This is a genomic window from Kitasatospora sp. NPDC058478, assembly GCF_042720345.1.
Classification (GTDB): Bacteria; Actinomycetota; Actinomycetes; order Streptomycetales; family Streptomycetaceae; genus Kitasatospora.
In genome coordinates this window covers 28356-43104 of the sequence record NZ_JBHXML010000045.1, presented here as the reverse complement: position 1 = coordinate 43104, position 14749 = coordinate 28356, and the positions used below count along the sequence as shown (strand labels likewise).

Annotated in this window: 15 protein-coding genes; 9 read left to right on the top strand and 6 right to left on the bottom strand. The window is 72.9% G+C overall.

Features of this window, described 5'->3' with window-relative positions:
- Positions 1 to 14: 14 nt before the first annotated feature.
- Positions 15 to 1232 carry an MFS transporter gene (locus tag ACFWPT_RS24650; protein WP_380484318.1) on the bottom strand — a complete coding sequence of 406 codons (1218 nt, stop codon included), beginning with the start codon at positions 1230 to 1232 and terminating at the stop codon, positions 15 to 17.
- 423 nt (positions 1233 to 1655) lie between these two features.
- Between ACFWPT_RS24650 and ACFWPT_RS24645 the strand changes: the two genes are divergently transcribed.
- Positions 1656 to 3002, top strand: a complete 1347-nt coding sequence (locus ACFWPT_RS24645) for a dicarboxylate/amino acid:cation symporter (protein WP_063348158.1) — start codon at positions 1656 to 1658, stop codon at positions 3000 to 3002.
- Between the two features lie 266 nt (positions 3003 to 3268).
- On the opposite strand, the gene ACFWPT_RS24640 is transcribed toward ACFWPT_RS24645, so the two are convergent.
- Positions 3269 to 3472: a cold-shock protein gene (locus tag ACFWPT_RS24640; protein ID WP_052580872.1), complete on the bottom strand. Its 204-nt coding sequence runs from the start codon at positions 3470 to 3472 to the stop codon at positions 3269 to 3271.
- 368 nt (positions 3473 to 3840) lie between these two features.
- Here ACFWPT_RS24640 and ACFWPT_RS24635 point away from each other — a divergent pair, with 368 nt between their 5' ends.
- From ACFWPT_RS24635 to ACFWPT_RS24610, 6 genes are all read left to right on the top strand, one after another.
- Positions 3841 to 4743 (top strand): menaquinone biosynthetic enzyme MqnA/MqnD family protein, encoded by a 903-nt coding sequence (locus ACFWPT_RS24635; protein ID WP_063348157.1) that lies wholly within the window; start codon positions 3841 to 3843, stop codon positions 4741 to 4743.
- Positions 4744 to 4932: 189 nt separating this feature from the next.
- A complete protein-coding gene (gene mqnC / locus ACFWPT_RS24630; protein WP_063348156.1) occupies positions 4933 to 6153 on the top strand; it encodes a cyclic dehypoxanthinyl futalosine synthase in 1221 nt (406 codons plus the stop codon).
- A 16-nt stretch (positions 6154 to 6169) separates the two neighbouring features.
- Positions 6170 to 6886, top strand: coding sequence for a hypothetical protein (locus ACFWPT_RS24625; protein ID WP_380484316.1), 717 nt, complete (start codon positions 6170 to 6172; stop codon positions 6884 to 6886).
- Positions 6887 to 7133: 247 nt separating this feature from the next.
- The gene (locus ACFWPT_RS24620) at positions 7134 to 7721 is read left to right on the top strand and encodes a hypothetical protein (RefSeq protein ID WP_159398455.1); all 588 of its coding nucleotides are present in this window, start codon (positions 7134 to 7136) and stop codon (positions 7719 to 7721) included.
- A 236-nt stretch (positions 7722 to 7957) separates the two neighbouring features.
- On the top strand, positions 7958 to 8653 hold the full coding sequence (locus ACFWPT_RS24615) for a demethylmenaquinone methyltransferase (RefSeq protein WP_063348153.1): 696 nt from the start codon (positions 7958 to 7960) through the stop codon (positions 8651 to 8653).
- A 134-nt stretch (positions 8654 to 8787) separates the two neighbouring features.
- Positions 8788 to 10077: a geranylgeranyl reductase family protein gene (locus ACFWPT_RS24610; protein ID WP_063351195.1), complete on the top strand. Its 1290-nt coding sequence runs from the start codon at positions 8788 to 8790 to the stop codon at positions 10075 to 10077.
- Positions 10078 to 10131: 54 nt separating this feature from the next.
- Here ACFWPT_RS24610 and ACFWPT_RS24605 read toward each other — a convergent pair whose 3' ends face one another.
- From ACFWPT_RS24605 to ACFWPT_RS24595, 3 genes are all read right to left on the bottom strand, one after another.
- Positions 10132 to 10494 carry a MazG-like family protein gene (locus tag ACFWPT_RS24605; RefSeq protein WP_063348152.1) on the bottom strand — a complete coding sequence of 121 codons (363 nt, stop codon included), beginning with the start codon at positions 10492 to 10494 and terminating at the stop codon, positions 10132 to 10134.
- A 131-nt stretch (positions 10495 to 10625) separates the two neighbouring features.
- On the bottom strand, positions 10626 to 11324 hold the full coding sequence (locus tag ACFWPT_RS24600; protein WP_363371732.1) for a peptidylprolyl isomerase: 699 nt from the start codon (positions 11322 to 11324) through the stop codon (positions 10626 to 10628).
- 85 nt (positions 11325 to 11409) lie between these two features.
- Positions 11410 to 12156 (bottom strand): TetR/AcrR family transcriptional regulator, encoded by a 747-nt coding sequence (locus ACFWPT_RS24595; protein ID WP_380484313.1) that lies wholly within the window; start codon positions 12154 to 12156, stop codon positions 11410 to 11412.
- Between the two features lie 94 nt (positions 12157 to 12250).
- Between ACFWPT_RS24595 and ACFWPT_RS24590 the strand changes: the two genes are divergently transcribed.
- Entirely contained in the window at positions 12251 to 12916 is a 666-nt protein-coding gene (locus ACFWPT_RS24590; RefSeq protein ID WP_380484311.1) for a CatB-related O-acetyltransferase, read from the top strand.
- Positions 12917 to 13164: 248 nt separating this feature from the next.
- Positions 13165 to 14169, top strand: a complete 1005-nt coding sequence (locus ACFWPT_RS24585; RefSeq protein ID WP_380373239.1) for a DMT family transporter — start codon at positions 13165 to 13167, stop codon at positions 14167 to 14169.
- A gap of 13 nt (positions 14170 to 14182) precedes the next feature.
- Here the strand turns inward: ACFWPT_RS24585 and ACFWPT_RS24580 are convergent, their stop codons facing one another.
- Positions 14183 to 14737 (bottom strand): hypothetical protein, encoded by a 555-nt coding sequence (locus tag ACFWPT_RS24580; RefSeq protein ID WP_380373237.1) that lies wholly within the window; start codon positions 14735 to 14737, stop codon positions 14183 to 14185.
- Positions 14738 to 14749: the final 12 nt, after the last annotated feature.

Here is a 14749-nt window from a genome sequence, read left to right as displayed (position 1 = left end):
GTCTGTGGGGGGCCTCAGCCCACCGGCACCGGCTGCACCGGCTGCACCGACGGCGTCGGCGGCACCGGGTGGAACCAGCGACGGGCGCCGAACAGCAGCAGGGCGCCGAGGGCGATCCCGCCCGCCGCGCACAGCGCCACCGGCCGCAGCGAGTCCTCGGCCAGGTTGCCGGACACCGCGTAGCCGAGCGAGTTGCCCGTCGCGAACAGCGTCACCAGCCAGGCGAACGCCTCGGTCACCGTCCCGGTCGGCGCCAGCTCGGCGACCAGCACGAACGCCGCCGCCAGCAGCGGCGCCAGCCCGATCCCGGAGAGGAAGGCCAGCGCGGCCATCGGGTACGGTCCGGGCAGCAGCACCAGCGGCAGGTAGGACGCGGCCATCGCGAGCGCCATGACCCAGGTGCGGGTGGCCGTGCTGCTGCGCCACTTCACCGCGCCGTAGGCGAGCGCGCCGAGCAGGCCGCCGAGCGCCGCCAGCGCCAGCAGGGTGCCCGCGCCGCCGGGCAGGGCGTCGGCGTGGTGCTCGGCGTAGGCGATGAACAGCACGTTCTGCGCGCCGACGGCCCAGCCGGCCCCGGCCAGTCCGACCAGCAGCAGCACCAGGCCGGGGGAGCGCAGCGGGCCGAGCAGCCCGGCGGAGTGTGCGCGGGCCGGGGCGCGCCAGGCCCGGGCCGGGGCGGTGGTGGCCACGATCAGCGCGCCGGCCAGCCCCAGTCCGGCGGCCATCCAGAGCGCGGCGACCGGGCTGAACAGGCCGGCGATCCCGGCGACGGCCAGCGGGCCGGCCACGTAGAGGATCTGCTGGGAGGCGGAGTCGAAGGCGTAGGCGGTGTCGAGCTGCTCCTCCTCCACCACGTCCGGCCAGAGCGAGCGCAGGCAGGGTTCGAGCGGGGGCATGGCGAGCCCGGCGATCGCGGCGCCGAGCGGGGCGGCGAACCCGGAGCCGGGGGCGAGGGCGAGCAGCGCGTACCCGCCGCCGGCGAGCACGGCGGAGGCGAGCAGGACGCGGGGCTGCCCGGTGCGGTCCACGATCCGCCCGAGCACCGGCCCGCCGACGGCGGCGGAGATCGCGTAGGCGGCGGTGGCCAGTCCGATCCGCCCGTACGGCGCGCCGGCCTCGCGCAGGGCGAGGGCGATCACCAGGGCGGTCATACCGGCGGGCAGGCGGCCGAGCAGGGTGCCGAGGAGCAGGCGGCTGACGTGGGGGGCGCGGAGCAGGGCGAGGTAGCCCATCGGCGTCTTCTCCGGTCTGGGCAGGCGAGGGCGGGGACGCCGTCAAAGTTATACGTATAACCGCTCAGCGGTCAATCGGGCCGGTGAGGATGATCTGATGGTGCGTCAGCTTCGTTCGTGTCCGGATCTCACCCCAACCTCAAACAACTACTTTGAACATCTCAAACCTTTGCTGCTAATGTGTCGGCCATGACCACCTCAGACGCATCGCGGAAGAACGGCCAGGGCTCGCTGCCCGGCGCCGCCCGCCCGTGCGCTCTGACCGGTGCTGTGGACAGCCCGCGCCGTTGTCGCGCCACGAGCTGTATCCCGGCGGCACGCCCCTGACCGGGGGCCGGGACCTCCCCACCCGGCCCGCGCGCCGTGCCGCCTCCTCCGCCACACCCCACCGTCAGCAACGCCCTCCCCCGGAGCCGCACCGTCATGTCCACAGCGCCCGAGGCGACCCCGTCGCCGTCCGTGCTCGCGAGAATCCGCAAGACCCCGTTCTGGGTCCAGATCGTCGGCGGCCTGCTGCTCGGCGTCGGCCTGGGCTACCTGGCCCGCGCCGCCGACATCTCCTGGCTGGCCACCACCCTGGAGACCATCGGCAAGATCTTCGTCCAGCTGCTCAAGCTGGCCGTCCCGCCGCTGGTGTTCACCGCGATCGTGGTGAGCGTCGCCAACCTGCGCAACGTCACCAACGCGGCCCGCCTGGCCACCCGCACGCTGCTCTGGTTCATGATCACCTCGCTGATCGCGGTGGCCGTCGGCCTGGGCCTGGGCCTGCTGACCAACCCCGGCCAGGGCACCAACCTCAAGACCGACGGCCTCAAGGCGCTCGACTCCAAGGGCTCCTGGATCGACTTCCTGACCGGGATCTTCCCGACCAACATCGTCGACGCCTTCGCCAAGGTGAACGTCCTGCAGATCGTCTTCATGGCGGTCGTGGTCGGCGCGGCGATCATCAAGCTCGGCAGCAAGGCCGAGCCGGTCCTCAAGCTCAGCGAGTCCGTCCTGGAGCTGACCCAGACCGCCCTGTGGTGGGTCATCCGGCTCTCCCCGCTCGGCACCCTCGGCCTGATCGGCAAGTCCGTCGCCAAGTACGGCTGGGACCTGCTCAAGCCCTTCGCCACGCTGACCCTCGACATCTACGTCGGCTGCGCGCTGGTGCTGTTCGTCGTCTACTCGCTGCTGCTCAAGTTCGCCGCCGGCCTGAACCCGGTCAACTTCTTCAAGGGCGCCTGGCCCGCGATCCAGCTGGCCTTCGTCTCGCGCTCCTCGGTCGGCACCCTGCCGGTCACCCGCCGCGTCACCGAGCGCCTCGGCGTCCCCAGCGAGTACGCGTCCTTCTCCGTGCCGTTCGGCGCCACCACCAAGATGGACGGCTGCGCCTCGATCTACCCGGCGATCGCCGCGATCTTCGTCGCCCAGGTCTACAACATCGACCTCGGCATCCGGGACTACCTGCTGATCGCCTTCGTCTCGGTCGTCGGCTCGGCCGCCACCGCGGGCCTCACCGGTGCGATCATCATGCTGACGCTCACCCTCTCCACCCTGGGCCTGCCCCTGGAGGGCGTCGGCCTGCTGCTCGCCATCGACCCGATCCTCGACATGATGCGCACCGCGACCAACGTCGCGGGCCAGGTGCTGGTACCGGTCCTGGTGGCCTCGCGGGAGAAGATCCTCGACGTCGCCGCCTACAACCGCCCCTCCGGCGACCTGTACGAGGACGCGCCGTCGGCCGTCGTCCCGGCGCAGGCGGACAAGGCGGCCCCGGTGGCCGCCTGATCCCCGCCGGCTCGGCGACAAGGGCCCGCTGCCGCACCGTTCCCCGGTGCGGCAGCGGGCCCTTGTGCGTGCCACTGGGGCGCGGGGGCGCGGGTGCTGGCGCGTGCTCGTGTGCTGCTCTCCGGGGCGGCGGCCAGGGGAAAAGGCAGGGGGCCCGCCGGTTGGGCGGGCCCCCTTGGGTGTTGCTCTTGTGCTCATGGTGACGGCTGTCGGGAGCCGCCGACGGACCCGCTGGGGTCCCGAGCGATCAGAACATCAGAAGATGGTCAGATGGGGGTGACGTTCTCCGCCTGCGGGCCCTTCGGGCCCTGGGTGACGTCAAAGTTCACCGCCTGGTTCTCCTCCAGCGAGCGGAAGCCGCTCGCGTTGATGGCGGAGTAGTGGACGAAGACGTCGGGGCCGCCGCCCTCCTGGGCGATGAAGCCGAAGCCCTTCTCAGCGTTGAACCACTTGACGGTTCCCGTGGCCATGCCGTTCTCCTTGCGAGGGACGTGTCGGGGCCACACCGTGTGGCACCCGGTCCGCTGCGCTGATCGCCCTGCCTCCGGACGAGTCCGAAGTTTTTCGATATTGCTGAAAAACTACAAAAAGCCCGCGGTTACATGCTCCGCAGGCTTCAAGTACTGCAAGGGGAATCAAACTGCAACTGAGGGCAACGCTAGCATGCGGTCGCTGTGACGACCAGGGGTGAACTGCGGCCCCCACGACGCGTGTCGTAGGCCCTCGCAGGCGCGTCCCGCAGGCCTCGCGAGCGCGTGTCGGGTGCCCGGTGCAGGCCTTTGTGAACAGCAGGCATACGCTGCGGGAAAGCGCACGAACAGTACAAGGGAGCGGCGCAGTGGCAGCACCGGACGGACAATCGCGGGAGCCCCAGGAACACACCCCGGTCAGGCCTCGCGTCGGCCACATCCAGTTCCTGAACTGCGTACCCCTCTACTGGGGCCTCGCCAGGACCGGCAACCTGCTCGACCTCGACCTCACCAAGGACACCCCGGAGAAGCTGAGCGACCAGCTCGTCGACGGCTCGCTGGACATCGGTCCGATCACCTGCGTGGAGTACCTGCGCAACGCCGACGACCTGCTGGTCCTGCCCGACATCGCGGTCGGCAGCGACGGCCCGGTGATGTCCTGCCTCATCGTCAGCAAGGTGCCGCTCGCCGACCTGGACGGCCGCCGCGTCGCCCTCGGCTCCACCAGCCGCACCTCCGTCCGGCTCGCCCGGCTGCTGCTGGAGGAACGCGAGGGCGTCCGCCCCGACTACTTCAGCTGCCCGCCCGACCTCAGCTCGATGCTCGCCGAGGCCGACGCCGCCGTCCTGATCGGCGACCCGGCGCTGCGCGCCTACCTCGGCCAGGCCGCCGACCTCGGACTGACCGTCCACGACCTCGGCGAGATGTGGAAGGAGTGGACCGGCCTGCCGTTCGTCTTCGCCGTCTGGGCCGTGCGCCGCGAGTTCGCCGAGCGCCGTCCGGAACTGACCGCGGCCGTGCACCGGGCCTTCCTGGAGTCCCGCGACCTCTCACTGGTCGAGGCCGCCAAGGTCGCCGAACAGGCCGCCCGCTGGGAGGCCTTCGGCGCGGACGTGCTGGAGCGGTACTTCAGCGAGGCCCTCGACTTCTCGCTCGGCGAGCGGCAGCTGGCCGGCGTCGCCGAGTTCGCCCGCCGGGTCGCGCACGACAGCGGCTTCGCGTCGGACGTCGCGGTGCGGCTGCTGGAGCCGGCGGCGCTGCCGGTCGGCTGAGTGCGGCGGGGCGCACCGGTGCACCGGTGCGCCGGTGCGCCGGCTCCGGTGCTCCGGGGCCGACGGGCAGCGGGCTGACGCGGACGCTCGAAAGGCCTGGCGTAGGCTGGTTCGGCCGTACCCGGACGCCCGTCGTCCGGGGGCGGCAGCGCCGAGAACTGCAGTATCCGAGAGAGAGAAGGCGGCCAGGTGACCGAGCTCGCAGCGACCACCCTCGATGCGCCCAGCACCGATTTGCAGGCCGTGCTCGACCGCGCCGCCGGCGGTGGCCGGATCACCCCGGAGGAGGCGCTGGAGCTGTACCGCTCGGCGCCGCTGCACGCGCTCGGCTCCGCCGCCGACGCGGTGCGCCGCCGCCGCTACGCCGGTACCGAGCACATCGCGACGTACATCATCGAGCGCAACATCAACTACACCAACGTCTGCGTGACGGCGTGCAAGTTCTGCGCCTTCTACGTGCCGCCGAAGAGCGACAAGGGCTGGTCCCGCGAGCTCGACGAGATCCTGCGCCGCTGCGCCGAGACCGTCGAACTGGGCGGCACCCAGATCATGTTCCAGGGCGGCCACCACCCGGACTACGGCGTGGAGTACTACGAGCGCGCTTTCTCGGCCATCAAGGCCGACTTCCCGCAGCTGGTGATCCACTCCCTGGGTGCCTCCGAGGTCGACCACATGGCCCGGATCTCGGGCGTCTCGATCGAGGAGGCCATCACCCGGATCCACCGGGCCGGCCTGGACTCCTTCGCCGGCGCCGGCGCCGAGCTGCTGCCCGCGCGGCCGCGCAAGGCGATCGCCCCGCTCAAGGAGTCCGGCGAGCGCTGGCTGGAGATCATGGAGGCCGCGCACGGCCTCGGCGTGGAGTCCACCTCCACCATGCTGATGGGCACCGGCGAGACCAACGCCGAGCGGATCGAGCACCTGCGGATGATCCGCGACGTGCAGGACCGCACCGGCGGCTTCCGGGCCTTCATCCCCTACACCTACCAGCCGCAGAACAACCACCTGAAGGGCTCGACGCAGGCCACCGTCTTCGAGTACCTGCGGATGATCGCGATCGCCCGCCTGTTCCTCGACAACATCGCCCACATCCAGGGCTCCTGGCTCACCACCGGCAAGGAGGCCGGCCAGCTGTCGCTGCACTACGGTGCGGACGACCTCGGCTCGGTCATGCTGGAGGAGAACGTCGTCTCGGCGGCCGGTGCCAAGCACCGCTCCAACCTCACCGAGCTGATCCACCTCATCCGGGCCGCCGACCGCGTCCCGGCGCAGCGCGCGACCACGTACGAGCACCTGCGGGTGCTGGACGACCCGGCCAACGACCCGGTGGACCCGCGGGTCGCCTCGCACATCGCCTCCACGGCGATCGAGGGCGGCACCGCGCACCCCGAGCTGAAGATCCTGGACAACTGAGGCCCGGGGCACCGCCGTGCTGACCCTGCACCGGGCGGCCCTGGTGCTGCCCGACCCGGCCGACCCCACCGCCCCGTCCCTCCCGGACGGGGCGGTGCTGGTGCGCGGCGACCGCGTCGAGGCCGTCGGACCGTACCGGGAACTGGCCGCCGCGCACCCGGGGGCGCGACTGCGGGACTGGGGCGCCGCGGTGCTCACGCCGGGGCTGCGCAACCCGTACGGGCACCGGCTGCTGGAACACGCCTACCACCCGGACCCGCGCGAGGAGATCGGCGTCGAGCCGGTCGCGGACGGGCTGACGGGCTCCGCCGACGAGGGGCGCTGCGGCGCGAGCGCCCGGCGCGGGCTGCAACGGATGCTCGGGTTCGGGGTGACGGCGGTGGCCGGGCCGTTCGAGCGGGCCGCGGTGCGCACGGCCGTGGCGCGCTCCGGGCTGGTCGCGCTGCCGGGCGGCCCTGACACGGGGGGTGGCCCTGAGGCGGGGAGCGGCCCGGGCCCGGGGGGTGGCCCTGGCGCGGTGGGCGCGGGGGACTGCCTGCTGGGCCTGGGAGACGGCCCGCTGGACCCGCTGTCGGTGCTGCCGCTCGCGGCGGCCGTGCACGGCCGGGTGGCGGCGGGCGGCCGGGCCGACTTCGCGGTGTTCCCGGCCGTTGGGGAGGGCTTCGCCCAGCCATCGCCGGGCGGTTGCCTGGCCGCCGTACTGGGCGGGCGGTTGGTGTACCGGCGGCGCTGAACGAGGCCGGGAACCGGGCGACGTACTCGCCGGTAGTCGGACTTCCTTGCGGCGTACGGCACTTCCTTCGTGTGCCGCCGAACTCCACTGTCCACCCTGTGGGGTGATTCCCCCTTCGCCGTGACCTGAGGGCCCGCCAGCGGATACGATCCCGGACAGCTCACTCCGTACCCTCACCACCTACCGCCCGTGCCCGCGGGTGGCGGGGCCGTGTCCCAGGCCCCGAAGGCAAGCCAGGACAGGAACCATGCGATCCGCGACCGTCCCCCCGCCGCGATCCCCGCGGATGGGCCGTGGTTGGTACCTCGCCGCCGTGCTCAGCGCCGTGCTGGCCGTCGGCATGTGCCTGCTCGGCTGGCGCCAGGCCGACCAGGCCGACCGGATCGGCGCCCACCCCGTGAGAGTCGAAGGCGTCGTCACCCAGCTCCCCACCGGCGGCGGCTCCTACAGCGCCGTCAGCTACCGGGCGTCCGGCCAGTCGCACACCGCGGCCGCGCTGCCGCTCGCCGACGGCGCCAGGATCGGCGACCCGATCTGCCTGGAGCACGCCGCCGACGACCCGGGGGCGGTGCGGATCTGCGGCGACACCTACCCGCAGCCGGTCGGCGTCGGCCTGGCCCGGTTCAGCGTGCCGGTCGCGGTCGGGATGTTCGTGATCTGCGTGCTGCGCATCCGGCGGCACCGGCGGGCGCTCGCGGTCCGCGCCGGGCAGGGCCGGCTGGCCACCACCGTCGCGCTGGCGACCGGGGCGCTGGCCGACGGGATGCCCGCGATAACCCACGGCAAGCGCTCCCGGCGCCGGCGGCGCGCGGGCGGGCGGCGCGCGCAGCACTGACGGGGCGCGCAGCACCGGTGGGGCGCGCAGCACCGGCGGGGCGCGTAGCGCCGGTGGGCCGGGCGGGGCGCTGGTGGGCGGGGGCGGGGGAGCTGGGCGGCGGGGGCGCGCGGCGACGTCCGTGCGACGGGTGCCGGGTGGACGGGTCTGTGCGGCGGGGCCCGTGCGGCGGGTGCGGACGCCCCGCGGCGTGCCCCGTTGGTCGGGCTGTCGGCGCCAGGGTGAACAATGGGGGCGTGACCCGAGCCTCTCTGGACAAGCAGCCGCACGAAGTCGCCGCCATGTTCGACGACGTCGCGGCCAAGTACGACCGCACCAACGACGTGCTGTCCCTCGGCCAGGCCCGCGCCTGGCGCCGGGCGGTGGCCGAGGCGGTGGCCGCCGGACCGGGGGACCTCGTGCTCGACCTCGGAGCCGGCACCGGCACCTCCTCGCTGCCCTTCGCCGAGGCCGGCGCGCAGGTCGTCCCGTGCGACTTCTCCGTCGGCATGCTCGTCGAGGGCAAGCGCCGCCACCCCGAACTGCCGCTCACCGCCGGCGACGCCACCCGGCTGCCGTTCGCGGACGGCACCTTCGACTCGGTGACGATCTCCTTCGCGCTGCGCAACGTCCAGGACACCGACGCGGCGCTGCGCGAGATGCAGCGCGTCACCAAGCCCGGCGGCAAGCTGGTGATCTGCGAGTTCTCCACCCCGACCTGGACGCCGTTCCGGACGGTCTACACCGAATACCTGATGCGCGCCCTGCCGCCGGTCGCCACCGCGGTCAGCAGCAACCCGGACGCGTACGTGTACCTCGCCGAGTCCATCCGGTCCTGGCCCGACCAGCCCGAGCTGGCGGCCCGGCTGCAGGAGAGCGGCTGGTCCAAGGTCGCCTGGCGCAACCTCACCGGCGGCATCGTCGCGCTGCACCGGGCGTACAAGCTCGGTTAGCCGCTGCACCGGCGGGATGGGGGCGTGGTCGTTTCCGGCGGCGGGGACGGAACTAGACTGCCGGAGACAAAAGCCGCCGTCCCCACAGCCGCAGCTCCAGGAGAGTGTCCACCGTGTCCGAGACCGCAGCCGATCTGACGAAGCCGGACAGCCCGGTCGAGAGCACGGCCGACGTCATCGTGGTCGGCGCGGGTCCGGCCGGGTCCACCACCGCGTACTACCTCGCCCAGGCCGGGCTGGACGTGCTGCTGCTGGAGAAGACCGCGTTCCCGCGCGAGAAGGTCTGCGGCGACGGCCTCACCCCCCGCGCCACCAAGCAGCTGGTGGACATGGGCATCGACGTCTCCACCGAGAACGGCTGGCTGCACAACAAGGGCCTGCGCATCATCGGCGGCGGCGTCCGGCTGGAGCTGGACTGGCCCGAGCTGTCCGCCTTCCCCGACTACGGCCTGGTCCGCAAGCGCGCCGACTTCGACGAGCTGCTGGTCCGTCAGGCCGAGAAGGCCGGCGCCCGGCTCTACGAGCGCTGCAACGTCAGCGGGCCCGTCCTGGACGAGCGCACCGGCCGGATCGTCGGCGTCACCGCCAAGCTCGGCGACGAGAAGCGGCCGGTCACCTTCCGCGCCCCGCTGGTGGTCGCCGCCGACGGCAACTCCACCCGGCTCTCGCTCGCCATGGGCCTGCACCGCCGCGAGGACCGCCCGATGGGCGTCGCCTACCGGACGTACTTCACCTCGCCGCGCCACGACGACGACTACCTGGAGTCCTGGCTGGAGCTGTGGGACACCCGCGGCGGCCAGCGCAAGCAGCTGCCCGGGTACGGCTGGGTCTTCGGCATGGGCGACGGCACCTCCAACGTCGGCCTCGGCATCCTCAACTCCTCGCCCGCGTTCGGCGAACTCGACTGGCGCGAGGTGCTCAAGGCCTGGTGCGCCGGCATGCCGGAGGAATGGGGCTACACCCCCGAGAACATGACCGACCCGATCCGCGGCGCCGCGCTGCCGATGGCCTTCAACCGGCAGCCGCACTACACCCGCGGCCTGCTGCTCGTCGGCGACGCGGGCGGCATGGTCAACCCGTTCAACGGCGAGGGCATCGCCTACGCGATGGAATCCGGCCAGATCGCCGCCGGCGTCATCGTCCAGGCCCACGCCCGGGTCACCGAGACCGGGCGCGAGCGCGCTCTGCAGGGCTACCCGCGCGTCCTCAAGGACGTCTACGGCGGCTACTACACGATGGGCCGCGCCTTCGTGAAGCTCATCGGCAACCCCAAGGTGATGCAGATCGCCACCCAGCGCGGCCTCACCCACCCGATGCTGATGCGCTTCACCCTCAAGATGCTCGCCAACCTCACCGACCCGCAGGGAGGCGACGCGATGGACCGCATCATCAACGGCCTCGCGAAGGTCGCGCCCAACGCGTAGCGGGCCTGAGGCCTTCCCCCGGTCCCCCCGGTCCCCCCGGTCCTTTCCAGGACCTCAAGGCGTCTCCTCCGCCGCCTTCCGCTCCCCGTCCGCCGGGCGGCGGGAGGCGGCGGAGCGCTGTTCGACGTAGGCGAGGCGGTCGGCGAAGACCCGGGCCGCGTCGGGGGTGAGCGTCCGGAGGGCGACGAGGGCGGTGAAGACGACGTCGCAGAGCTCGTGCTGGACGTCCTCCCAGCTGTGGGTGACGCCCTTGCGCGGGTTCTGGCCGGTGGCGCCGATCACCGCGGCGCCCACCTCGCCGACCTCCTCGGAGAGCTTGAGGATCCGCAGCAGGCGCTCCTCCCGGGGCGACTGCGTGCCCTGCTCGTCGAGCCACGCGACGAGGTGGTCCACGCTCTCCCAGATCCGGCTGTCCATGCGCGCTGCTCCCGTGCGGTGTCGTTGGTGCTGCCACCGTACGGGAGGCGCTGCCGACGCACGGGAACGGCGTGGGGGCGGGCGGTGAGGCACGGACGGTGAGGGGCTGGCGGTGAGGGGCGGGCTCCCGGTCAGCGGGTGCTGATCTTCACGTGGCGGATGTTCACGGGGAGGGTGGGGAAGCCGTCGCCGGGGTTGTTCTGGTCGTCCTCGCCGCCCGCGGCGATCTTCTGCAGGACGTCCAGGCCCGCCGTGATCCGGCCGAACGGGGTGTAGGCGGGGGAGAGCTTGGTGTCCTTCCAGACGAAGAAGAACTGGCTGCCGTTGGTGTTCGGACCGGCGTTGGCCATCGCCACGGTGCCGGCCGGGTAGGTGGCGCCGGTCAGGTTCTCGTCCGGGAAGGAGTAGCCGGGCCCGCCGCTGCCCGTTCCGGTCGGGTCGCCGCACTGCAGGACGTAGAGCCGCTGGGTGGTGAGGCGGTGGCAGTGGCTGCGGTCGAAGTAGTCGTGCTCGGCGAGGAAGCGGAACGAGAAGGTGGTGCAGGGCGCCTTGTCGGTCAACGCCTGGAAGGTGATCGCGCCCTGGCTGGTGCGCAGGGTGGCGCGGTAGGGCTGGGCGGCCTTCTTGGCGTCGAAGACCGGGATGCCCTTGAAGTTGTCGGCCGGCACCGCGGGCGTGTAGGTGCAGGCGGGCGCGGGCGGCGTGGTGTCCGCGACGGCGGTGCCGGTGCTCGCCGTGAGCGGGAGGACGGTGGCGACGGCGAGCAGAGCCCAGGGTGCGCGCTTCACGTGACGGGCCTTCCGAAGGGTGGTGGACGGCGGGGTTGGCATGGCGCCATCATCCACGCCGGGGCGGCGATCCGGTAGGGGGCGGTAGGGAGCGGTGGGGTTCAGGCCCCGTCGGGCGGGTGGAGGGTCAGGTGGACTCCGGGGGAACGGGGTTGGCCCGGGGGGCGGGGGTGAACAGTCCGGCGCGGGCGGCCAGTGCGGCGGCGTCGGCGGCCCGCTCGGCGGTGCGGGCGTCCAGCGGCTCGCCGGTGACGAACAGCCGGTAGTAGAGCGGGGCGGTGGCGGCCCGGACCACCTCGGCACCGTCCGTTCCGGTGGGCAACTCGCCTCGGGCGACGGCTCGTTCGGCGACCTCGGCGGCCTGGCGGTGGCGGGAGGCGAAGAAGGCGCGCAGGGCGGTCGCGCCGGTGTCGGAGCGCTGGGCGGCGAAGATCAGCGCGGTGGGGGTGGCCCCCAGGTCGGGATCGGTGAAGACGGTGAACACCTCCTGGGTGATCAGTCGCAGGTCCTCGCGGAGGTCGCCGGTGTCGGGCAGCGGCCAGGGCTGGTCGGCCGAGGCGGTCAGGGCGTCCGCGACCAGGCCGTCCACTCCGCCCCACCGCCGGTACAGCGTCGCCTTGTGGACGCCGGAGCGGCTCGCGACCGCCTCGATGGTGAGGTCGTCGTACCCCTTCTCGGTGACCTCGGCGAGCGTGGCGGCGACCACCCCCTCCCGGACCCGGGCGCTGCGGCCGCCGGGGCGCGGGGTCGGGGTGCGGGGCTCGGGGTGGGTCGTTTCGAGGCGAGTCGTCGCGGGTGGTGCGGTGGTGGCGGGGCGGGTCGTCGCGGGGCGGGCCGTCGCGGGGTGGGTCGGCTCCGGGGCGTTCTCGTTCAAAGTCGACTCCAGTCGCGTTAAGGCTTGCTGCGGTGTGGCGGTCGTGCCATGCTCATCGTAATGCGACTTTGGTCGCGTTACGAGAGGAGCCTGCGTGACCGCCACCGCCATTCCCGACCCCACTGCCCTGCACCCGCTCGCCGGCCACGACCGGGTCGTCCTGCTGCGCCCACTCGTCATCGACCCGCGGATCGAGGTCGGCGAGTACACCTACTTCGACGACCCCGAGGGGGCCACCCACTTCGAGGAGCGCAACGTCCTCTACGCCTACGGACCCGAGCGGCTGGTGATCGGCAAGTACTGCGCGATCGCCACCGGGGCCCGCTTCCTGATGGCCGGCGCCGCCCACCCGACCATCGGCGTGTCCACCTTCCCGTTCACGATGTTCGGCGGCGAGTGGACCGAGCGGACCCTCGACCTCGTCACCGGCCTGCCCAGCCGGGGCGACACCGTGATCGGCAACGACGTCTGGTTCGGCTTCGGTGCCACCGTCCTGCCCGGCGTCCGGATCGGTGACGGCGCGATCATCGCGGCCGGTGCGATGGTCACCGCCGACGTCGAGCCGTACACCATCGTCGGCGGCAACCCGGCCCGCCCGATCCGGCGCCGCTTCGAGGGCGCCGACGTCGAGCGCCTGCTCCGTGCGGCCTGGTGGGACTGGCCGGTCGAGCTCGTCACCGAGCACGTCCGCGCCATCATGTCCGGGACCCCGGCCGACATCGAGGAGATCGCCGCGGCGAACGGCCTGCTCGCCCGCTGACCTGCCGGGCCTGGGAAGGGCGTTGGCCCCGGGGACGCCGGAGCCCTCCGGAGATCCAGCGAGTTACGGCAGGGCGTTGATCACGGGTGGGCCGGTGCGGGAGGATGGCGTCCCCCTGCTCCATGCTCCGCCCCGTCGATAGCTGTGCCCTTCGCCCAGCTCCAGGGTCCGTCCGACGCCGTACGGTACTCGCGCCCCGCCGGTTCCGTTCGCTCGGAGGGATCTGACTCATGCGTGCCTCCCTGTCCATGTCTTCGTCCTCATCGGCCCTTCGCGACCTGCCGGTTCTCCTGGTGGCGGTGGTGTGGGGGTCGAGCTTCCTCGCCGTCCAGCGGGTGGCGGAGCCCGGGACGGCCGTGGCGATGCTGGTCCTGCGGTTCGGGCTGGTGCTGCCGCTGCTCGGGATGGTCGCCTGGCCGGCGCTACGGAGGCTGAGCCGCGCCGAGTGGCTGGGCGGCGGTGCACTGGGGCTGGTGCTCAGCGGGATCTTCCTGCTGGAGACGTACGGCGCCGTGCACACCTCCGCCACCAATGCCGGGCTGATCATCAGCCTCGCGATGGTGCTCACCCCGCTCGGCGAGAGCGTCCTCAGCCGGACGGCGCCGCCCCGCGCCTTCCTCGCGGCCGCCGCGCTGGCCGTGCTCGGCGTCGCCCTGCTCACCGGGGACGGCGGGCTGCGCCCGCCTTCGCTCGGCGACCTGCTGGTGCTGGGAGCTGCCCTGGTTCGCTCGGCCTTCGTCCTGGCGACGGCCCGCGTCCGCGCCGTCCGCGAAACCGACATGCTGGCCCTGACCTGGGTCCAACTCGCCGTCGCGACCGCCGTGTTCGCGGCCGTTGCACCAGCCGTAGGGCCGTCGCCGTGGGCCGTCGCCCGCTCGTACGGGCCCGGCCAGTGGGCCTGGTTGCTGCACCTGTCCCTGTTGTGCACGCTGTTCGCCTTCTTCGTTCAGATGTGGGCTGTCCGCGCCACCTCGCCGTCCCGGGTGAGTCTGCTGCTCGGCACCGAACCGCTGTGGGCCGCCGTCTTCGGCATCACCATCGCCGGGAACCGGATGGGGCCGCTCGCCCTGGTCGGCGGAGCCCTGGTCGTGGTCGCCACCGAGTGGGGCCGCCGTACCGCTCCCGCCCCCGTCCGGCGCGGGGAGACCGAAGCCGCTGAGTCCGAGATCGTCGAGTCCGAGGCCGCTGGATCTGTTGTTGCCGAGTCCGCGACCGGGGTCGGGGAGCGGGGCCCGGAGCCGGCCCCGGTGTGATCCGCGGTGGTGGTCACCGGCGACTCAGCGTCCGACGGGCGTAGTCGATGGTGACCGCGCCGAGCAGCGGACCCCATGCCACCAGCGGCAGGTAGGCGAGGGTCATCACCAGGCCGGCGGCACCGTGCGGGGAGTCCGGCTCCGCCATGTTCCGGCCCCAGCCGCCGACCGCCGCGGTTATCCCGAGCGCGGTCAGAAACGCCGAGCCCAGCGCGCCCGGAACGATCGCGGCGAGCGGGTGCACCGCCCGGCCGCCGATCAGCGGGATCCAGCGCGGCGCCAGCTGGCCCCAGGGCCGGACCAGCCCGACGGTCAGGAAGGCCAGCGCTTCGGCCAGGGCGCTCAGCACCACGACGTAGACCGTGCCCCAGCCCGGCTGGTGCTCGGCGTACCGTGCGGCGGTGGCACCCGTGAAGCCGACCGGGACGCCGAAGCCGAACGCGATCCGCCACAGCCCCGAGGGAACGGTGGTCAGCACGGTGGCCTTGGCGGCGAGCTCGGCCCAGCGTGGTGCGGGCGGGACGGCCGGACGGGTGGTGGTCCGGGCGTTGATCGCGAGCTTCGACATGGTGGTGAACTC